This window comes from Streptomyces sp. NPDC002125 (genome assembly GCF_053593715.1).
The window spans coordinates 434,824-453,427 of the sequence record NZ_JBSFDD010000001.1 but is presented as its reverse complement, the minus strand read 5'-3'; the positions used below and the strand labels follow the sequence as shown (position 1 = coordinate 453,427).

The 18,604-nt window shown below is 72.4% G+C and carries 18 protein-coding genes; 11 read left to right on the top strand and 7 right to left on the bottom strand.

Annotation, left to right across the window (positions count from 1 at the left end; all coding sequences use genetic code 11):
- Positions 1-34: 34 nt before the first annotated feature.
- Entirely contained in the window at positions 35-2,473 is a 2,439-nt protein-coding gene (locus tag ACWCQM_RS01935) for a protein kinase domain-containing protein (protein ID WP_450913431.1), read from the top strand.
- Positions 2,470-4,731 carry a serine/threonine-protein kinase gene (locus tag ACWCQM_RS01930; RefSeq protein ID WP_450913430.1) on the top strand — a complete coding sequence of 754 codons (2,262 nt, stop codon included), beginning with the start codon at positions 2,470-2,472 and terminating at the stop codon, positions 4,729-4,731. The genes ACWCQM_RS01935 and ACWCQM_RS01930 overlap by 4 nt, the downstream gene beginning before the upstream one ends.
- 39 nt (positions 4,732-4,770) lie before the next feature.
- On the opposite strand, the gene ACWCQM_RS01925 is transcribed toward ACWCQM_RS01930, so the two are convergent.
- Complete coding sequence (locus ACWCQM_RS01925; RefSeq protein WP_450913429.1) at positions 4,771-5,397, bottom strand: PepSY domain-containing protein; 627 nt, start codon at positions 5,395-5,397, stop codon at positions 4,771-4,773.
- A 118-nt stretch (positions 5,398-5,515) separates the two neighbouring features.
- Between ACWCQM_RS01925 and ACWCQM_RS01920 the strand changes: the two genes are divergently transcribed.
- Positions 5,516-6,175: a response regulator transcription factor gene (locus ACWCQM_RS01920; protein WP_450913428.1), complete on the top strand. Its 660-nt coding sequence runs from the start codon at positions 5,516-5,518 to the stop codon at positions 6,173-6,175.
- Entirely contained in the window at positions 6,172-7,620 is a 1,449-nt protein-coding gene (locus ACWCQM_RS01915; RefSeq protein ID WP_450913427.1) for an ATP-binding protein, read from the top strand. Before ACWCQM_RS01920 ends, ACWCQM_RS01915 begins: the two co-directional genes overlap by 4 nt.
- Positions 7,621-7,632: 12 nt before the next feature.
- Here the strand turns inward: ACWCQM_RS01915 and ACWCQM_RS01910 are convergent, their stop codons facing one another.
- The 4 genes from ACWCQM_RS01910 to ACWCQM_RS01895 all read right to left on the bottom strand — a co-directional run bounded on the left by ACWCQM_RS01910 (position 7,633) and on the right by ACWCQM_RS01895 (position 10,260).
- Complete coding sequence (locus ACWCQM_RS01910) at positions 7,633-8,109, bottom strand: MarR family winged helix-turn-helix transcriptional regulator (RefSeq protein ID WP_073745311.1); 477 nt, start codon at positions 8,107-8,109, stop codon at positions 7,633-7,635.
- Between the two features lie 95 nt (positions 8,110-8,204).
- Positions 8,205-8,981: an AIM24 family protein gene (locus ACWCQM_RS01905; protein ID WP_450913426.1), complete on the bottom strand. Its 777-nt coding sequence runs from the start codon at positions 8,979-8,981 to the stop codon at positions 8,205-8,207.
- Positions 8,978-9,628: an AIM24 family protein gene (locus tag ACWCQM_RS01900; RefSeq protein WP_450913425.1), complete on the bottom strand. Its 651-nt coding sequence runs from the start codon at positions 9,626-9,628 to the stop codon at positions 8,978-8,980. Before ACWCQM_RS01900 ends, ACWCQM_RS01905 begins: the two co-directional genes overlap by 4 nt.
- Positions 9,628-10,260, bottom strand: coding sequence for an AIM24 family protein (locus ACWCQM_RS01895; protein ID WP_450913634.1), 633 nt, complete (start codon positions 10,258-10,260; stop codon positions 9,628-9,630). Before ACWCQM_RS01895 ends, ACWCQM_RS01900 begins: the two co-directional genes overlap by 1 nt.
- A 209-nt stretch (positions 10,261-10,469) precedes the next feature.
- On the opposite strand from ACWCQM_RS01895, the gene ACWCQM_RS01890 reads away from it, so the two are divergent.
- From ACWCQM_RS01890 to ACWCQM_RS01880, 3 genes are all read left to right on the top strand, one after another.
- Positions 10,470-10,820, top strand: coding sequence for a DUF3817 domain-containing protein (locus ACWCQM_RS01890; RefSeq protein ID WP_203182514.1), 351 nt, complete (start codon positions 10,470-10,472; stop codon positions 10,818-10,820).
- Positions 10,817-11,110, top strand: a complete 294-nt coding sequence (locus ACWCQM_RS01885) for an MTH1187 family thiamine-binding protein (RefSeq protein WP_450913424.1) — start codon at positions 10,817-10,819, stop codon at positions 11,108-11,110. The genes ACWCQM_RS01890 and ACWCQM_RS01885 overlap by 4 nt, the downstream gene beginning before the upstream one ends.
- Before the next feature lie 252 nt (positions 11,111-11,362).
- Complete coding sequence (locus ACWCQM_RS01880) at positions 11,363-12,670, top strand: glycosyl transferase (protein WP_450913423.1); 1,308 nt, start codon at positions 11,363-11,365, stop codon at positions 12,668-12,670.
- A gap of 5 nt (positions 12,671-12,675) precedes the next feature.
- Here ACWCQM_RS01880 and ACWCQM_RS01875 read toward each other — a convergent pair whose 3' ends face one another.
- Positions 12,676-13,662: a DUF5937 family protein gene (locus tag ACWCQM_RS01875; RefSeq protein ID WP_450913422.1), complete on the bottom strand. Its 987-nt coding sequence runs from the start codon at positions 13,660-13,662 to the stop codon at positions 12,676-12,678.
- 68 nt (positions 13,663-13,730) lie between these two features.
- On the opposite strand from ACWCQM_RS01875, the gene ACWCQM_RS01870 reads away from it, so the two are divergent.
- The 4 genes from ACWCQM_RS01870 to ACWCQM_RS01855 all read left to right on the top strand — a co-directional run bounded on the left by ACWCQM_RS01870 (position 13,731) and on the right by ACWCQM_RS01855 (position 17,855).
- On the top strand, positions 13,731-15,083 hold the full coding sequence (locus ACWCQM_RS01870) for an MFS transporter (RefSeq protein ID WP_450913421.1): 1,353 nt from the start codon (positions 13,731-13,733) through the stop codon (positions 15,081-15,083).
- 31 nt (positions 15,084-15,114) lie between these two features.
- Positions 15,115-15,627 (top strand): MarR family winged helix-turn-helix transcriptional regulator, encoded by a 513-nt coding sequence (locus ACWCQM_RS01865; RefSeq protein ID WP_073745321.1) that lies wholly within the window; start codon positions 15,115-15,117, stop codon positions 15,625-15,627.
- Between the two features lie 89 nt (positions 15,628-15,716).
- The gene (locus ACWCQM_RS01860) at positions 15,717-16,049 is read left to right on the top strand and encodes a DUF3817 domain-containing protein (protein WP_450913420.1); all 333 of its coding nucleotides are present in this window, start codon (positions 15,717-15,719) and stop codon (positions 16,047-16,049) included.
- A 105-nt stretch (positions 16,050-16,154) separates the two neighbouring features.
- Entirely contained in the window at positions 16,155-17,855 is a 1,701-nt protein-coding gene (locus tag ACWCQM_RS01855) for an acyl-CoA mutase large subunit family protein (protein ID WP_450913419.1), read from the top strand.
- 14 nt (positions 17,856-17,869) lie between these two features.
- On the opposite strand, the gene ACWCQM_RS01850 is transcribed toward ACWCQM_RS01855, so the two are convergent.
- A complete protein-coding gene (locus tag ACWCQM_RS01850) occupies positions 17,870-18,505 on the bottom strand; it encodes a TetR/AcrR family transcriptional regulator (RefSeq protein WP_450913418.1) in 636 nt (211 codons plus the stop codon).
- Positions 18,506-18,604: the final 99 nt, after the last annotated feature.

Sequence of the window (18,604 nt, the reverse complement as noted above, 5' to 3'; positions counted from 1 at the left end):
TGCGCACCCGGAGCCGGGCACATCGGGGGGATACATGCTGGGGCCGCTGCGCGAGGACTCGCCGAGACACATCGGGCCCTACACGGTGCTGGCCAGGCTCGGTGCGGGCGGCATGGGAGAGGTCTTCCTCGGGCTCCGTGAGTACTCCGGGGATCCCGGCGGGCCCCCGGCTCCCGTCGCGGTCAAGACGGTCCGCCGCGACGTCGCCCAGGACCCCGGCTTCAGGCAGCGCTTCCGACGCGAGACCGAGGTCGCCCGGTCGGTGACCGGCCCCGCCCTCGCCCCGGTCCTGGACGCCGACGCCGACGCGGACGTGCCCTGGCTGGCCACCGGCTATGTCGCGGGCCCCACGCTCTCGGCCGCCGTACGCCGTTCGGGTGCGCTGGACGAGGAAGAGGTCCGGAAGCTCGGGGCGGAGCTCGCCCGCGCCCTGGAGACCGTCCACGCCGCCGGTGTGGTGCACCGGGACGTGAAGCCCGGCAACGTCCTGCTCGCCGCGGACGGGCCCCGTCTGATCGACTTCGGGATCGCGCGGGGCGCGGGCGCCACCCCGCTCACGACCACCAGCCGGATGATCGGCAGCCCCGCCTTCATGTCCCCGGAGCACGTGGCGGGCAGCGGACGCGTGGTGCCGGCGTCCGACGTCTTCTGCCTCGCGTCGGTCCTCTGTTTCGCCGCCACCGGCCGTGACCCGTTCGGCGACGGTCCGGTGGCCGCGGTGCTGTACCGCGTGAAGTACGTCGAGGCCGACCTCGACGGAGTGCCCGCCGCCCTGCGCGCGGTGCTCCAGGACTGCCTGGTGGCCGACCCCGCCGCCCGCCTCACACCCGCCCAGCTCGCCGCACGCCTCGCCCCGGAGGGCTCGGTGCGGTGGCCGGACCCGGTCGCCGCCCACATCGCCGAGTACGAGCGTGAACTGGCCTCCGTACGGGCGCTCGGCGGGCCGCTGCTGCCGGGGTACACCCCGACCGAGGCGGCGACCGGCAGCCGGGCGACGGTGGACCAACTGCCCACCCAGGGGCCCGGGCTGCCGCCGCCCGCCGTTCCCGCCCGTCCCGCCCGCCGCCGTCGCCTGCTCGGTGCGGCCCTGGCCGGGATCGTGCTGGTGGGGGCTGCCACGGGCGGTCTGCTGGCGCTGCGGGACGACGGGGGCGGGGGCGGGGGAGGAGAATCCGAGGGCGGGAAGACACCGGCCCGGATCGTGGCGGGCGTCGACACGGGCGGCGGCCCCGACGGATCCGGCACCCTGTCCTACGCCCGCGACGTCCTCCCGCCCGGGTGGAAGCCCTGGAAGGGCGCGTTCACCGGCACCCCGCTCGGCTGCGCGGCGGGCCGGGACGTGCTGGTGTGCCGTCGGACGGACGGCTCGTACGAGGCGGTGTCGGCGGCCGGCGGCAAGCGCTTGTGGGAGTACGCGACGGACGAGGAGCAGCCGGTGGGGGCCCGTTTCAGTCCCACCGGGCAGTTCTTCATGCCGGGCGGATCCACCCGCCCGGCGGTCCACGACGACTCCGTCTACTTCGCCACCGGGAACCGTCTCGTGGCGGTGGACGCCCTGACGGGGAAGCCCCGTTGGGACATCCGTTCCGGTGGGGCGTACATGCTGGAGAGTGCTCCGCTCATCGCCGACGGTCTGGTGTTCGCGAACATCGGCGATCGGCCCGAAAGCTCGGAGATCGCCGCCTTCGATCTGCGGACCGGCAAGGAGGTGTGGCGGAAGCCGCTCGTCGGAGGCGAGCTGGCCAAGGTGCAAGAAGGCAATTTCTGGCCGCTCGCGGTGAGGGACGGCGTGCTCCACATCCGCAACGAGGAGGGCTTGCGGGCCCTGCGGACGAAGACCGGAGCGGAGCTGGGCCGGATGGACGACGAGGACACCCTGTGCCAAGGGGCGATGGCGCGTCCCGACAGCGTGTACTGCGGCTCGTACTCCGCCGGAGGCGCCACGCTGAACCGGCTCGACACCCGCTCGTTGAAGGTCACCGGTCAGGTCTCCATCCCGTCCGCCGAGATCTACGAAGCGCCGCTTGTGGCGGTCGACGACCATGTGAGCGTCGTCGTACGCGGCAGCCTTCCCTGGGAGGACGACACCGGCAGCCCGGAGATCGTCCTGATGCGGAAGGACAGCGACAAGGTGCTGGGCCGCTACCCGCTGGACAAGAGGGTCGCGGGCGCCCCGACCAACCCGGCGTCCGTTCCCGTGATCATCGATGACACCCTCGTCTGGGCGGACACCACGACGCTGTACAGCGTTGCGCTGAACGGCGGAGCCGAGCCCGGCCCGGTCCGTCGGACCGCCCTGGCGGGTTCGCCCGGGCCCGTCGCCGAGCCGGATTACGACGTGCTCGAGTGGGGCGTGCTCATGGACAAGGAGATCCTGCCGCCCGAGGTCCTGCCCACGGGAGGAGCCGTCCACGTCGTGTACCACCAGGGCACCGTCCTCTCCGTCGCGCTGCCCCGCCCGGACGCCTCGTGATCGGGCCCCTGCCCCCCGGAAGCCGCACCCGCATCGGCCCGTACCGGCTCCTGGGGCTGCTCGGCGCGGGAGGCATGGGCGAGGTGTACCTGGCACGGGCGGACGACGCCCCGGTGGTTCCCGGTGCCCCGCTCGCCGGGCTGGTCGCGCTCAAGACCGTGCTCCCGGGACTCGACCTCGACGACGGCTTCCGGATCCGTTTCCGCCGGGAGATCACGGCGGCCGGAGCCGTGCGCAGCCCGCACTCGGCGGCCCTCGTGGCAGGGGACGCCACCGGGGCGACGCCCTGGCTCGCCACGGAGTACGTCCCCGGCCCGTCGCTCGCCGAAGCGGTCACCCGCACCGGCCCGCTGCCCGAGGCCGTGGTCCGGGCCGCCGGTTCGCGCCTCGCCCTGGCGCTCGCCGACATGCACGCCGTCCGGGTGCTGCACCGCGACCTCAAACCGGGCAACGTCCTGCTGGGCGCCGACGGGCCGAAGGTCATCGACTTCGGGATCGCCCAGGCCTTCGAGGCCACCCAGCTGACCCGGACCGGTGTGGTGGTCGGCAGCCCCGGCTACATCTCGCCCGAGCACGTCAACGGCTCACGGGCCCTGGTCCCGGCCTCCGACGTGTTCTGCCTGGGCGCGGTGCTCGCCTTCGCCGCCTGCGGGCGCGGGCCCTTCGACGACCCGGACATGGCGGCGGTCATCTTCAGGATCGCGCACGGGGAGCCCGAGCTGGACTCCGTACCGGCCGGTCTGCGAGGCGTGATCGAGCGGTGCCTCAGCAGTCGCCCCGAGGACCGGCCGGCCCCCGCCGAGCTGGCCCGGCTGCTGACGCCGGAGGACCTGCCCGAGCCGTTCCCGTGGAACGCCGGGGTGGAGCAGCAGCTCGTCGCCCACGCGGCGGCTGCCGCGGCCTGTGCCGAAGCGGCCACGGCGGCGGCTGTGCCCGGGCCGGTCCGCCCGGCCGCGTACGTGCCGACAGAGGTGCCCGCGGCCCCGGACCGAGGCCCGGGGCTACGGCCACGCCGGTGGTGGCCGGTGCTCGCGGCGGTGGTCGGCGCGGTCGGTGTGGTCCTCGGTGTCGTCCTGCTGCCGGGCCTCTTCGACGGAGAGGGCGGCAGCCCCCCGGCCGCGGGCGGCGGAGCCACGTCGCCGGGGCCCTCGGCGTCCCGGACCGGGGGGCCGGGTGTGGTGATCCCCGGCGCGGACGCAGGGCACACGGGCGACTTCGGGACCCGGGGTGCTGACGTGGCTTTCCGGCCGGAGGGCTGGCGGCCCTGGAAGCAGGAAAAGAAGGTCGCCGAGAACGGCTGCGTCCTGGCGGACGCCGTTCTCGTCTGCTCGGGCGGCCCGGGTGTCACCGGGCTGGACGCCTCCTCCGGCGAGCAGCTGTGGAACGTGCCGGAACCACGCGGCGCGGCGACCCTGGGCACCGCGGGCCATTCGATCGCCGCAGTCGAGGCGGGCACCGTCTACGCGTTCATGGGCGACGCGCTCGTCGGACTGAGCGTCGAGGCCGGCAAGGAGGTGTGGCGCAAGGCGCTGCCGGACGGGTACATCGGGATGGGGCCCGTGTACGCGGACGGAGTGCTCCACTACGTCGCACAGCGGGAGGGAGGCAGCGCCGGCACGCTCGTCGCCCAGCAGCTGACCGGCGCCCGACCCGAGAAGTGGCGGAGGCCGTACGCCGAGTTCGACTTCACGCTGATGACCGGAGGCGGCCGGCTGGTGGCCGTCGGCAGCGGCATCGACGTGTTCGACCCCGACACGGGCGAGCGGCAGGAATGGGATCCGGCCGGGTACACCGGTTGCGGATACCCGGTGCTGACGAAGAAGGAGCTGCTCTGCTCCGGTGAGGACGGGCTCACGGTGCTGGACCTGTCCGATCCGACGAAGCGCCGCACGATCGCGGAGGGGGTGCCGATCCGGGTCAGGCCCGCGCTCTCGGACGACGGCACCGTCGTGGTGTCGACCGGGGTGGAGGCGTATGCCTACGGGCTCGCCGACGGCAAGCAGCTCTGGAACACCGTGGAGAAGTACGACGTGGAGATCGAGATCGGCGATGTGCTGATCTCGGGCGACACCGTGCTGTTCGGCAGCGGGCCGAGCGTCGACGCCTATGACGTGGACGCGTCGGGGGAGGGCAGGCGGGAGACGGACTCGAAGTACTTCGACGGTCCCATGGACAGCGGGTCCGAGGTGCTCGCCACCGGTGACGTCCTCTTCCTGGCCTTCGACGACGGCACGGTCCTCTCCGGGTTCGCGCCCTGAGGCCGCGCCCGGCAGGACCGTGTCCGCCGGCCGGGGAGATCAGTCGTCGTCACCGTCGTTGTCGTCGTCGCGGTCCACGGTGACCTTGCCGCTCTTCGCGTCCACGCGCAGCTCGTGCTCCTTGCCGTCCTTGCCCGCGACATCGACGTCCCAGCGCAGCGCCCCGCGCCTGTCGTCGTCATCGTCGTCGTCGTCGTTCAGGTCCACCGACGTCACCGTGCCGGGCTGCTGGGCGAGTGCCGCCTTCACGGCCGCGTCCAGGGAGACGGTCGCGGAGCGGGGCGCGTGCCGGTCGCGGTCGTCGTTGTCGTCATCCTCGCGGTCGGACAGCACCGTGCCGTTCGAAGCGTTCACCGTCACGTCGTGCCAGACCTTGTCGGAGCCGTACACGTCGAGCTCCCAGACGGTACGGCCGCTGTCGTCGTCATCGCCCCGCTCGGCTTCGGTGACCGTTCCGGGGACGGCCTTGAGCGCGGCGGCGACGGCCTGGTCGACGGTGGTGCCTCCGGCGGACTGTTCCCCGGTGCCACCCGCCGGCTGTCCGGCCCCGGCCGTCCGGTCGTCCTTCGTTCCGCTGTCGGAGTCCGCGAACGCGGCCGTGGTGACGAGTCCGCCGCCGACGAGTACGGCCGCGGTGAGGGTGGCGATGGCGATGTTGCGCTTCATGGGTGTTCCTCCCCGATGGGATGTGCGGTGCGACGGGAACCACACTGGCCCGGCGATGCTGAACGCAGCCTGAAGGCGGCTGAAGGCTTCTTCAGGTTCGGTTTGGGAAGCTGTCCCCATGCGCCTGTTGATCGTGGAGGACGAGAAGCGTCTGGCGACGTCCCTGGCGAGGGGACTCACCGCCGAGGGCTTCGCCGTCGACGTCGTGCACGACGGTCTGGAGGGGCTGCACCTGGCGGGCCAGGGCGTCCACGACCTCGTGGTCCTCGACATCATGCTCCCCGGGATGAACGGCTACCGGATCTGCGCCGCCCTGCGCGCCGCCGGGCACGAGACGCCGATCCTGATGCTCACCGCGAAGGACGGGGAGTACGACGAGGCGGAGGGCCTCGACACCGGCGCCGACGACTATCTGACCAAACCGTTCTCGTACGTCGTGCTCGTCGCCAGGATCCGGGCGCTGCTGCGCCGGCGCGGTGGTTCCGCCTCCCCGGTACTGAGCGCGGGCACGCTGCGGATGGACACCGCCGCCCGCCGGGTGCACCGGGGCGAGGACGAGATCACGCTCACGGCCAAGGAGTTCGCCGTACTGGAACAGCTCGTGCGGCGCGCGGGCGAGGTGGTCAGCAAGGCGGACATCCTGGAGCACGTCTGGGACTTCGCGTACGACGGCGACCCGAACATCGTCGAGGTCTACATCAGCACCCTGCGCCGCAAGCTCGGTGCCGCGTCGATCCGTACGGTACGCGGCGCGGGCTACCGGCTGGAGGCGCTGTGAGGTCCGTACGCGCCAGGGCCTCGCTCGGCGCCACGCTGGTCGTCGCCGTCGCCCTGATCGCCGCGGGACTGGCCGTCCTGGCGGTGCTGCGCGGCAATCTGACGGACCGGGCGGGCCTGGAGGCGGAGGTCGCCGCCCGCGAGGTGGCGGGGCAGATCGCCCTGGGCGTGCCCTACGCGGACCTGGACCTGGGCGACGAGGACACCCATCCCGTCCAGGTGACCGACGAGGAGGGGCGCGTGGTGGCGGCGTCCGAGGACCTGGAGGCGGTCACGGGGACGGGTGCGGCCGGGGTCGTGCCGGCACCCTCCGCCCCCGTGCCGAGCCCGGGCGACGATGACGACGACCACGACGATGACGACGACCCGGCCCGCAGCCAGGTCTCCTCCGGGACACCGGACTTCGCGAACGGCACGGCCACCGTCGACGGGGAGCGCGGGGACTACCGCTTCGCCGCCGTCGAGGTCACCACGGCGCGCGACGTCACCCTGACCGTCCACGCGGGAGCCCCGCTCGCGGCCGAACAGGAGGCCGTGGACACCGTACGGACCGCCATGCTGACCGGGCTGCCCCTCATGCTGCTCGTCGTCGCCGGGGTGACCTGGCTGGTCACCAGGCGCGCGCTGCGCCCGGTGGAGGGCATCCGGCGGGAGCTGTCCGCGATCACCGCGTCCGAGGACCTCGGCCGCCGGGTCCCCGAACCGGACTCGCGCGACGAGATCGCCCGGCTGGCCCGGACGACCAACGAGACCCTGGCGGTGCTGGAGGCCTCGGTGGACCGGCAGCGGCGCTTCGTCGCCGACGCCTCGCACGAACTGCGCAGCCCCATCGCCTCGTTGCGGACCCAGCTGGAGGTCGGGGAGGCCCATCCCGAGCTGCTGGACGTGCCGGGCGCGGTCGCCGACACGGTACGGCTCCAGGTGCTGGCCGCCGATCTGCTGCTGCTGGCCCGGCTGGACGCGGGGGAGCGGCCGGGGAGTGCCGCGGTCGATCTGGGGGCGCTGGTGCGCGAGGAGGTCTCCCAGCGGGCCGGGGACCGGATCGTGCCGGAGGTGTCCGTCGCGGACACCGGAGCGCTCGAAGTGACGGGCTCGCGGGGGCAGTTGGCCCGGGTCGTCGGCAATCTGCTGGACAACGCCGAGCGCCACGCGGAGCGTTCGGTCGCCGTCTCGGTGAGGGCGGAGGGGGGCGGGGTCCTCGTGGAGGTCACCGACGACGGGGGCGGTGTGCCCGAGACCGAGCGGGAGCGCGTCTTCGAACGCTTCGTACGGCTGGACGACGCGCGCAGCCGGGACGACGGCGGAGCCGGCCTGGGACTGGCCATCGCCCGGGACGTCGCCACCCGGCACGGCGGCACGCTCACGGTGGCCGCGGCCCCGGGCGGCGGGGCACGCTTCACCCTGCGGCTGCCGGTGCCGCCCGGGACGGACTCCGGGCGGGGCTGAGGCCCTACCCCGCTACGGCTTGCCGCGCCGTCCGCGCAGATGGTCCGCGATCGGGGTCAGCGCCGAGTGCAGTGCGTCGAGCTGATCGGGGGAGAGCAGATCCATGAAGTGCCTGCGCACGGACTCGACATGGTGCGGAGCCACCTTGCGCATCGTCTCCGCACCGGTGTCCGTGAGCACGGCGAACAGTCCCCGCCGGTCCGACTCGCAGTGCTGGCGCCGTACGAACCCGGCGTTCTCCATGCGGGTGATCTGGTGCGAGAGCCTGCTCTTGGACTGAAGGGTGGCGGCGGCGAGATCGCTCATCCGCATCCGCTGGTCGTCCGACTCGGAGAGATTGACGAGGATCTCGTAGTCGTTCATGGTCAGGCCGAACGGCTGGAGGTCCTTCTCCAGCTGATGCGTCAGCAGCCTGCTGACGTCCAGGTGGGTGCGCCACGCGCACTGCTCGGCATCGGTAAGCCAGCGGGTGGCCGTCTCGGTCTCCATGTATGGATTCTACCTAAGAAGTTGAAAGACGGACGAAGTGGGGGAGTGTGACCCCCCGCACGTACGGCCGGGTGTCACACTCCGCAGACTACCGTTCACAGTCCGAAGCGTCGCTGGAGGTCCCCCAGCTGACCGGGCATGCGGGGTGTGGAGCCGTGTTGACCCCCGGTCCCGGGACCGCCCCCGGGCACCCCCGGCTGGTGCGGGACCGCGCCCGTCGCCTGCTCGGGCATCAGCACCTCGGTCGACTGGAGCAGCACCGTACCGGCCCCGACGAACTCGAACTGGTGCTCCTCGCCCGAGGTGCCCCCGATCCCGGTCAGCGAGCGCAGCCCGCCCATCACGCCTGTCATGTAGCCGTGGTCGTAGTGGTGGCACGGGGAGGGGCAGTCCGCCCAGCCCACCAGCGCCTGCGGGTCCACCCGCAGCGGCGGCTCCATGAAGACCACGGGGCCGTTGGAGGCGGCGACGAACTTCCCCGTGCCGATCAGGGTCAGGAAGCCCGGCACGATGGACTGCTTCAGCGCCAGCGTCGGCTGGTACGCCAGCAGGTTGCCGGACCGGATCGTGAGGTTGCCGTCCTCCAGGTCGAAGGAGTTCACGTCGAAGGCCCGGTCCGCGAGCAGCATCTTCCCGCTGCCCTCGGCCACCACCCAGTCGCTCGCGTGCAGCGGTGAGTGGAAGCTCGTACGGATCAGCCGCTCGAAGCGCCCGTGGCCGATGCCGTTGAAGTCGATCTGCCCGTAGTAGGCGATCATCTTGCCCTTCTGCAGGAACCACTGGCTCCCCTTGAGCTCCACGCAGAAGGTGTACGCGTTGACGTTGTCGTCCGACGGCAGCGTCATCGGGTCGAAAACCACCGGCGTGCTCACAGCTTCTCCTCCGACGCCTGGACGTACACCGCTCCGTTGCCGTTCAGCTCCAGCTGGAACGCCTCGCCGGAACCGCGCCCCACCATGTCGCGCCAGCCGAGCGCGGTGGACAGCTTGTTGGTCACCTCGCCGTGGTGGGCGACGTACGCCTGCGGGTCCACATGGACCGGCCGGCCCGGGGTGATCGGCAGCTCGATCACCCCGCCGTGGGCCATCACGGCCACCGCGCCGTGGCCCTTGAGCGTCGTCGTGAACAGGCCCTGCCCGGTCACCTGGCCGCGCACCATGCCCATCACCCCGCCCTGCGAGCCCATGAACATCGTGCCCTGGGTGAGCGTCCCGTCGAAGGCGAGCAGCCGGTCGGCCTCCACGTAGAGGGTGTCGCCGGCCAGGTTGATCACCTGGATGTGATGGCCCCCGTGGCCGAACATCACGGTGCCGCTGCCCTCGACCGTCATCAGCGGGGTCGCCTCGTTGGCCACCCGCCGCCCGATCATCGACCCCAGGCCGCCCTGTCCGCCCTGGATGTTCGGGGTGAACGAGACGTCGCCGCGGTACGCGAGCATCGCGCCGCGCTGGCTGTACATCTTCTGGCCGGGCCCCACGACGGCCTCGACCATCTTCGAGTTGATCTCACGGAACGGCATCAGACATCGCCCCCGACGGTGTTCCGCTCGCTGGGCTGCACATAGACGAGTCCGTCGCCCTCGAAGCGGATCTGGAAGGACTCGCCGGAGCCCTCGCCCATGAGGGTCCGGAAGTTCACCCCGGACTGGAAGTGCTGCTGAAGCCTGCCCTGGTGGGCTATGTAGGCACCGGGGTCGACGTTCAGCGGGTACTGGGGAGTCACCCGCAGCACCACGGCCGAGCCGTCCGACATGATCGCCGCCTGACCGGTGCCCTCGACGGTCGTGGTGAACAGGCCGTTGCCGCTCGCCCCGCCGCGCAGACCGGTGAAGGAGGTGCCGGTGCGCAGCCCGGCGTCGGTGGCCAGCAGATTGCTCGCCTCGACGTACAGCGTCTCGCCGTGCAGCGAGACGAGGTTGATCTCGCTCGCCCGGTCGGCGAAATAGCAGGTGCCCTGCCCCTTCACCTCCATCATCTCCATCTGCTCGCCGGTCAGCCGGCGGGTCACCATGCCGCGCAGGCCCTCACCGCCGCCGGACATCTTCTTGAAGGCCATCCGGCCGTCGTACGCGACCATCGAGCCGTTCTTCGCCTTGACGGCATCGCCTGTCAGGTCGACGGCGAGCGTCTTGCTGCCTTGGAGTCGGAACATCGCCACGGTGCGACGTTAGCCGCAGCGCCGCCCCGCGGACAGGGCCAGGCGGCCTGTCCCGGCCCTGAGAAGACCCTGATATGCGCCGTTACGTGCCTCGGGGGCCCGACGCGGACCCCCCGGCCGGAGGGGCCGGGCGCGATGCCACAATGGCTGTGCTTGTGCCTGCGTTCACAAGCCGACACGCCCCTCCCACCGAAGGTGCCCTCGTGGACATCAAGACCGCTTCCGCCCTGCACCGGCTGCGCCTCATCTCGCTTCCCGAGGCGCTCTCCTTCCCGGCGCTGCTCATCTTCGGCTCGCTGCTCATGCGGGTCTCGGACATCGACTTCCTGATGCCGCCGCTCGGCGCGCTGCACGGCCTCCTCTTCACGATCTACGTGGTGTTCCTGCTGGACGTCTGGGTCAAGGCCAAGTGGCCGCTCAAGCGTGTCGCCCTGTTCTTCCTCCTCGCGGTCGTCCCCTTCGGCGGGCTCTACGGCGAGAAGCTGCTCAAGAAGTACGAGGCCGACGGCGTCATCGCCGCCCGCGCCCGCGCGGAAGGCACGGTCAGCGCATGATCGTCGCCTTCTCCGTCAGCCCGCTGGGTGTCGGTGAGGACGTCGGCGAATACGTCGCCGACGCCGTCCGGGTCGTGCGCGAATCCGGGCTGCCCAACCGCACGGACGCGATGTTCACCTCCATCGAAGGTGAGTGGGACGAGGTCATGGCGGTCGTCAAGCGCGCCGTCGCCGCCGTCGAGGCCCGCGCCGGCCGGGTCTCCCTGGTGCTCAAGGCCGACATCCGGCCGGGCGTGACCGACGGTCTGACCTCCAAGGTCGAGACGGTGGAACGCCACCTGGCGGGCTGACGCCCCGTCCGGCCCCCGCCGCACGGACACAGGCCCCCGGAGCCGACCGGCGCCGGGGGTCTGCGCGTGACCGGGCCCTGTCTCCGGCGCCGGAGGTCTCTCGCGTACGCGGTCTCTCACGTCCGGGGCCTCACGGGCCCGCGTCCGTCGCGTTCGGGCGAAGAAATGCGCTCGCACGGACCTGCCAGGTCGACAACTTGCCGGATCTCCCCTTCTGTGGGCGTACCGGCATATTCGACCGTTGGAGGCGCGATGCCGTCGGACAGACTTGACCACGAGCCGCCCGCGGCCGGGTACCGGGTGCGCCACGGCGTCCCCCTCCGCACCGGATGGTGCCGAATACGAGCCGTCTCCCCGCTCGCGTTCGCCCCGGTGCCCGCGGGGCTGCTGCTGCTCCTGCTGGTGCTGCCCGCGCACCGGGCGGCCGGGCGTGAGGACGGCGGGGCCCTGCTCGTCGCCGACTCCGTGGCGCTGGTCTCCCTCGGCCTGACCGCGCTGCTCGCCCTGTCCTGGCTGGCCCTGACCGCGTACGCCGCGGCGGTCGCCCGGGACCCGGTCCCCGTGACGCCGGAGCCCGGCACCAGGGTCGCCTTCCTCGCCGCGTACGTCCCCGGCCGGGAGCCCCTCTCCGCCGTCCGGGCCACCCTGGAGGGCGCCGTACGCATGCGGCACCCCGGACCGCTGGACGTCTGGCTGCTCGACGAGGGCGACGACCCGGAGGCCCGGATGCTCTGTGCCGAACTGGGCGTGCACCACTTCACCCGCCTCGGGGTGCCCGAGTGGAACACGGAGGACGGCCCGCACCGGGCCGGGACGGAGCACGGCAACCTCAACGCCTGGATCGCCAAGCACGGTGACGGCTACGACTTCACCGCCTCCGTGGACACCGCGCACATCCCGCTGCCCGGCTTCCTGGAGCGGACGATGGGCTACTTCCGCGACCCGGACACCGCCTTCGTCGTCGGCCCGTCGGTCCGGGGCGACCAGGACTTCCACGCGCTGGTCCAGCACGCGGGCAACCGCTACGGGACGCCCGTGCTCGCGGGCCCCGGCAGCGTCGTACGCATCACCGCGCTGCGCCAGGCCGGGGGCTTCCAGGGTCCGGCCGCCCGGGAGCCGGCCACCGGCTTCGAGATCCACCGCCACCGCAACCCGCTGACCGGACGCCACTGGCGCTCCGTCCACACCCCGGACGTCCCGGCCGTCGGGCAGGACGCCGGACCCCTGGAGGACCGCTCCGGGGGAGCGCTGCTGCGGCGGTACGGGACGGCGCTGTTCCGGGTGCCGCCCGGCCGGCTCCTCAGCTACACGCTGGTGCTCGTCCACCGCCCCGTGGCGGCCCTCACCTGGCTGCTCGCCGTGCTGAGCTGTCTGTCGGCCGCCGTCCACCCGGCCGCCCGCCCCTGGGCGGTGACCGCGCTGGTGATCGTCCTCGCGCCGGCCGCCGCGCGTTCCTTCCCGCTGCCGCGTGTGCGCCGCGTCGCGAAGGGCCGGGCCCCCGCCGTCCGTCCCGTCCAGGAGACGGAGCACGCGCTCGCCGGACCCGCCGGCGGGAGCTGAGCAGCTCAGGTCTCCTGCGCCGCCAGCGCGATGCCCAGCGGTGTGCGCTCGTACAGCACCTGGTGCCCGTGACGCCGCGAGGTGAGCAGGCCCGCCCCGCGCAGCGCCGAGAGGTGCGCCGACACGGAGGACGGGGCGAGCGAGAGCAGATGCGCCAGCGTGCTCGTCCCGGCCGGTTCCGCGAGCGCGCACAGCACATCGGCACGGGCCCGCCCCAGCAGCCTGGCCAGCGCGTCCGGCGTACGGTCGGCGGACCGCGCCCAGAGGCCGCCGATGCCCCGCGCGGGGTAGATCACCGCGGGCTGCCAGGGAGCCTCGTAACCGCCCACGACATCCGGCCATACGAAGGCGCTGGGCATCAGCACGAGCCCCTGGCCGCCCAGCGCCCGGCTGTGGTTCCCCCGGGTGCCCACCACGGTCAGGGTCGAGCCGGCCCAGTGCAGCTGCGGGCTGATCTCGCCGAGCAGCCGCTCGAAGCCCACCTCGGCGAGGCGGCGCGAGTGGTACGCGACATCCGCCTCCAGCAGCGCGCGCAGCCGGGGCCAGTGCGGCTCGACCATCACCTCCCAGGCCCGCTCCAGCAGGTCCGCCAGCTCCTGGACCGTGCGTGCCGGGTCGGCCAGCATCCGCCGCCCGGCGGGGGAGTGCGGGCCGCCCGGGGTGTCGGCGAGGGCGAGCGCCATGTCGTCGCGGGCGGTCGCGGGGTCCGTCGCGCGCAGGGCCGCGATCTCCTCGGCGAAGGTGGCGAGCGGCCCCAGCGGAGGCGGGCAGATGAAGTCGGGGTTGTGGCCGCCGTCCGGCATCAGCGCCCACAGCGGCCGGAGGTCCAGCCCGGCGGCGTCCCGCGCGATGCGCCGCAGCCAGGGCAGGTGGTAGCCGTGCCGTCCGGGGCGGTTCAGGGTGCGCACCGCCTCCTGCGTCTCCCAGAGCGGCGAGAGGGCGAAGCGGCAGCGGAGCAGATCACGCTCCTCGAAGTGCAGATGGAACGGCATGGGCACTCAACTTTCGGCGTCAGCCGAAAGTCTACCGGCGGACCCGCCCTGGCCCCGAAGCTGCGTCCATGCCGAGCGACAGCACCACCACGGCGGGCACACCCCGCGACCGGTCCGCCGCCGAGGAGCCGTCCCCGGCCCTGCCTCCGGAGCCTGCCTCCTCCCGCGACCCGGGCCACGCTCCGGAGGCAGCCCCACGGCCCGGGGGCCCCGGGGGATACCGCGCGGTCTTCGCCGTACGGGAGTTCAGGGCCGTCTTCGCGGCCCATCTGCTCTCTCTCCTCGGCGTCGTGGTCAGCGAACTGGCCCTCACCGTGCTCGTCTACGACCTCACGGGCTCACCCCTGCTCTCCGCCCTCACCTTCGCGCTGGGCTTCCTCCCGTACATCGTCGGCGGCACGCTCTTCGCCGGGGTCGCCGACCGCTACCCCGCCCGTCGCGTCCTGGTCACCTGCGACCTGGTCTGCGCCGGCTGCGTCGCCGTGATGGTGGTTCCCGCGACACCCGTCTGGGGGCTCCTCGCGCTGCGCTGCGTGGTGGCCGCCGTGGCGCCCGTCTTCACCGGGACGCGGACGGCCGCCCTCGCGGACATCCTCGGCGAGGGCGATCTCTACGTCCTCGGGCGCTCGCTGCTGCGCCTCGTCTCGCAGAGCGCCCTGCTCGTCGGCTTCGGGGCCGGCGGGTTGCTGCTCGCCGCGCTGTCCCCGCGCGGGGCGATCACGGTCACCGTGCTCACCTTCCTCTGCTCGGCCGCGCTGCTGCGCCTGGGCACCCTGGACCGGCCCGCCCGCACCACCGAGGGCGGCGCGCTGCTCAAGGAGTCGCTCGCCGGGGCCCGCGCCGTCCTGGGGGACCGGCGCATCCGGGGACTGCTGCTCCTCTTCTGGGTGCCCGCCTTCTTCGTGGTCGCCCCGGAGGCGCTCGCCGCCCCGTACGCGGACGCGATCGGCGCGGGCCCGGCCGCGCTCGGGCTGCTGATGTGCGCGATGGCCGTCGGGCACATCGGCGCCGAACTGTACGTGGGCACGGCCCTCGGCCCCCGCGCCCGCTCCCGGATCGTCCTGCCGGTGGCCGCCCTCGGGCTGCTGCCGCTGGTGCTCTACGCCTTCCGCCCCGGCATGGCCCTGACCGTGGGCGCCCTCGCGCTGGCCGGGGCCGGTGCGGCGTACGTCATCGGGCTCGACCAGTGGTTCGTCGAGGCGGTGCCCGAGGAGCTGCGGGGCCGGGCCATGACCCTCCTCACCGCCGGTCTGATGACCGCCCAGGGCCTCGGCATGGCCCTCGCGGGCCTGGCCGCGGAATTCCTCCCGGTGCACCAGGTGGTCGCGTACTCCGGGGCGATCGGGACCGTCTGCACACTCCTGCTCGTCGTGGAGGTGCGTAGAACGCGTGTCCGGTACCGAAGTGCGAGACAGTGCTGACCGCCATGTGACCAGTGGGTAAGGTCGTCCCGTGCCGAAGCCGCTCAGCCTCCCCTTCGATCCCATCGCCCGCGCCGAGGAACTCTGGCACCGGCGCTGGGGGCCGGTGCCCTCCATGGGTGCGATCACCTCGATCATGCGTGCGCAGCAGATCCTGCTGGCCGAGGTGGACGCGGTGGTCAAACCGTACGGGCTGACCTTCGCCCGCTACGAGGCGCTCGTCCTGCTCACCTTCTCGCAGGCCGGTGAGCTGCCGATGTCCAAGATCGGCGAGCGCCTGATGGTGCACCCCACCTCCGTGACGAACACGGTGGACCGGCTCGTGCGCTCCGGGCTGGTAGACAAGCGCCCCAACCCCAACGACGGGCGCGGGACGCTCGCCTCCATCACGGACAAGGGCCGCGAGGTCGTCGAGGCGGCCAGCCAGGACCTCATGGCGATGGACTTCGGGCTCGGGGTGTACGACGACGAGGAGTGCGCCGAGATCTTCGCGATGCTCCGGCCGCTGCGGGTCGCGGCCCAGGACTTCGACGACAAGCCCTGACGGGCGGCTGGCGCGCTGCGGAAGCCGGCCGTCCGGCGGGAGCCGGGGCGCCGGAAGATCGCTCCGGCCCTGCGGTTACGCTCGATGCCATGAAACGCAGCGTGCTGACCCGCTATCGGGTGATGGCCTACGTCACCGCCGTCATGTTGATGATCCTGTGCGTGTGCATGGTCTTCAAGTACGGATTCGACACCGGTGAGGGCCTGACCCTCGTGGTCTCCCAGCTCCACGGTGTCCTCTTCATCATCTACCTGGTCTTCGCCTTCGACCTCGGCTCCAAGGCGAAGTGGCCGGTCGGCAAGCTGCTCTGGGTGCTGATCTCCGGCACGATCCCGACGGCCGCGTTCTTCGTCGAGCGCAAGGTCGTCCGCGAGGTCGAGCCGCTGATCGCCGAGGCCGGCCCGCAGGCCGTCAAGGTCTGATCCCCGGGCCTTCGAGGCCCGGTCCGCACGACCCGAACCGCCCCGCGCCTCGCGCCGGGCGGTTTGCCATCGACATGTACTAGGACGTCCTAGTAAATTTGATCCATGGACGCATCAGCGATCGAGGAAGGCCGCCGTCGCTGGCAGGCCCGTTACGACAAGGCCCGCAAGCGCGACGCGGACTTCACCACGCTCTCCGGTGACCCGGTGGAGCCGGCGTACGGGCCCCGCCCCGGCGACACGTACGAAGGCTTCGAACGGATCGGCTGGCCCGGCGAGTACCCCTTCACCCGGGGGCTCCACGCCACCGGCTACCGGGGCCGCACCTGGACCATCCGCCAGTTCGCCGGCTTCGGCAACGCCGAGCAGACCAACGAGCGGTACAAGACCATTCTGGCCAACGGTGGCGGCGGGCTCAGCGTCGCCTTCGACATGCCGACGCTCATGGGCCGGGACTCCGACGACGGCCGTGCGCTCGGCGAGGTCGGGCACTGCGGGGTCGCCATCGACTCCGCGGCCGACATGGAGGTCCTGTTCCGGGACATCCCGCTCGGCGACGTCACCACCTCGATGACGATCAGCGGGCCAGCCGTCCCCGTCTTCTGCATGTACCTGGTCGCCGCCGAGCGCCAGGGTGTCGATCCGGCGCTGCTCAACGGCACGCTCCAGACCGACATCTTCAAGGAGTACATCGCGCAGAAGGAGTGGCTCTTCCAGCCCGAGCCGCATCTGCGCCTCATCGGCGACCTGATGGAGCACTGCGCCCGCGACATCCCCGCCTACAAGCCGCTCTCCGTCTCCGGCTACCACATCCGTGAGGCCGGGGCCACGGCCGCGCAGGAGCTCGCGTACACCCTCGCCGACGGCTTCGGCTACGTGGAGCTCGGTCTCTCCCGGGGCCTGGACGTCGACACCTTCGCCCCCGGGCTCTCCTTCTTCTTCGACGCCCACCTCGACTTCTTCGAGGAGATCGCCAAATTCCGCGCGGCCCGGCGCATCTGGGCCCGCTGGATGAAGGAGACCTACGGGGCGAGGACCGACAAGGCGCAGTGGCTCCGCTTCCACACCCAGACCGCCGGGGTCTCGCTCACCGCCCAGCAGCCGTACAACAACGTCGTACGCACCGCCGTGGAGGCCCTGTCCGCCGTCCTCGGCGGGACCAACTCCCTGCACACCAACGCCCTGGACGAGACGCTCGCCCTGCCGTCCGAGCAGGCGGCCGAGATCGCCCTGCGCACCCAGCAGGTGCTGATGGAGGAGACCGGCGTCGCCAACGTCGCCGACCCGCTGGGTGGTTCGTGGTACGTCGAGCAGCTCACCGACCGCATCGAGGCCGACGCCGAGAAGATCTTCGAGCAGATCAGGGAGCGGGGCACCCGGGCGCATCCGGACGGCAGGCACCCCATCGGCCCGATGACCTCGGGCATCCTGCGCGGCATCGAGGACGGCTGGTTCACCGGGGAGATCGCCGAGTCCGCCTTCCGGTACCAGCAGGCGCTGGAGAAGGACGAGAAGCGGGTCGTCGGCGTCAACGTCCACCACGGCTCCGTCACCGGCGACCTGGAGATCCTGCGCGTCAGCCACGAGGTCGAGCGGGAGCAGGTGCGCGCGCTCGCCGAGCGCAAGCAGGGCAGGGACGACGCGAAGGTGCGCGGCGCGCTCGACGCGATGCTGGCCGCCGCGCGTGACGGCTCGAACATGATCGCCCCGATGCTCGACGCCGTACGGGCCGAGGCGACCCTCGGTGAGATCTGCGGGGTCCTGCGCGACGAGTGGGGCGTCTACACGGAGCCGCCCGGCTTCTGAGGGGCGGGCGGCGGTCAGTCCTCCGGAGGGGAGGCCGCCCCCAGCCCCGAGAGCAGCAGCAGGGTGAAGCGCTGGGCCCAGTCGGCGTCGACGGGCTCGGCGCTCACCAGCGCGCGGTGCACCACCGCGCCCGCGATCACGTCGAAGATCAGGTCGGCGGTGCGGGCCGCCATCTCGGGGTCCGGCTCGACGGGGAGCTCGCCGCGCTCCTGCGCGCGCTCCCGGCCCTGGAGCACGAGACGCTTCTGCCGGGCGACGATCGAATCGCGTATCCGGTCCCGCAGCGCCTCGTCGCGGGTGGACTCGGCGACGACCGCCATCAGCGCCGTCTTCGTCTCCGGCCGCTCCAGCAGCGCCGCGAACTGCAGCACCACGGCCTCCACATCGGCCCCCAGACTCCCCAGGTCGGGAAGCTCCAGCTCGTCGAAGAGCACCGCGACCGCGTCCACGACCAGCTCGTTCTTGCCCGCCCAGCGGCGGTAGAGCGTCGTCTTGGCGACCCCCGCCCGCGTCGCCACATCACCCATCGTCAGCTTCGACCAGCCGAGGTCGACCAGCGACGCACGGGTCGCCTCCAGGATCGCGGCATCGGCCTCGGCGCTGCGAGGACGTCCGGATCGGGCTGGTTCGGTAGGACTGCGGCTCAGCATGCGGCGACCATACCGGCCGGTAAGTACTGCTGACCGGGCCCGGAGCCCGTGAGACAGATCACCGGACGCTCTTGCCTCGCAGGGGGTGCGGACAGTTAC

Bases quoted from the DNA above. Each gene is read 5' to 3' on its own strand.
- ACWCQM_RS01920 (WP_450913428.1), top strand. From the start codon at position 5,516: ATGCGCCTGTTGATCGTGGAGGACGAGAAGCGTCTGGCGACGTCCCTG.
- ACWCQM_RS01885 (WP_450913424.1), top strand. From the start codon at position 10,817: ATGATCGTCGCCTTCTCCGTCAGCCCGCTGGGTGTCGGTGAGGACGTC.
- ACWCQM_RS01860 (WP_450913420.1), top strand. From the start codon at position 15,717: ATGAAACGCAGCGTGCTGACCCGCTATCGGGTGATGGCCTACGTCACC.
- ACWCQM_RS01910 (WP_073745311.1), bottom strand. From the start codon at position 8,109: ATGGAGACCGAGACGGCCACCCGCTGGCTTACCGATGCCGAGCAGTGC.
- ACWCQM_RS01880 (WP_450913423.1), top strand. From the start codon at position 11,363: ATGCCGTCGGACAGACTTGACCACGAGCCGCCCGCGGCCGGGTACCGG.
- ACWCQM_RS01935 (WP_450913431.1), top strand. From the start codon at position 35: ATGCTGGGGCCGCTGCGCGAGGACTCGCCGAGACACATCGGGCCCTAC.
- ACWCQM_RS01870 (WP_450913421.1), top strand. From the start codon at position 13,731: ATGCCGAGCGACAGCACCACCACGGCGGGCACACCCCGCGACCGGTCC.
- ACWCQM_RS01875 (WP_450913422.1), bottom strand. From the start codon at position 13,662: ATGCCGTTCCATCTGCACTTCGAGGAGCGTGATCTGCTCCGCTGCCGC.
- ACWCQM_RS01855 (WP_450913419.1), top strand. From the start codon at position 16,155: ATGGACGCATCAGCGATCGAGGAAGGCCGCCGTCGCTGGCAGGCCCGT.
- ACWCQM_RS01895 (WP_450913634.1), bottom strand. From the start codon at position 10,260: ATGTTCCGACTCCAAGGCAGCAAGACGCTCGCCGTCGACCTGACAGGC.
- ACWCQM_RS01925 (WP_450913429.1), bottom strand. From the start codon at position 5,397: ATGAAGCGCAACATCGCCATCGCCACCCTCACCGCGGCCGTACTCGTC.
- ACWCQM_RS01900 (WP_450913425.1), bottom strand. From the start codon at position 9,628: ATGCCGTTCCGTGAGATCAACTCGAAGATGGTCGAGGCCGTCGTGGGG.
- ACWCQM_RS01850 (WP_450913418.1), bottom strand. From the start codon at position 18,505: ATGCTGAGCCGCAGTCCTACCGAACCAGCCCGATCCGGACGTCCTCGC.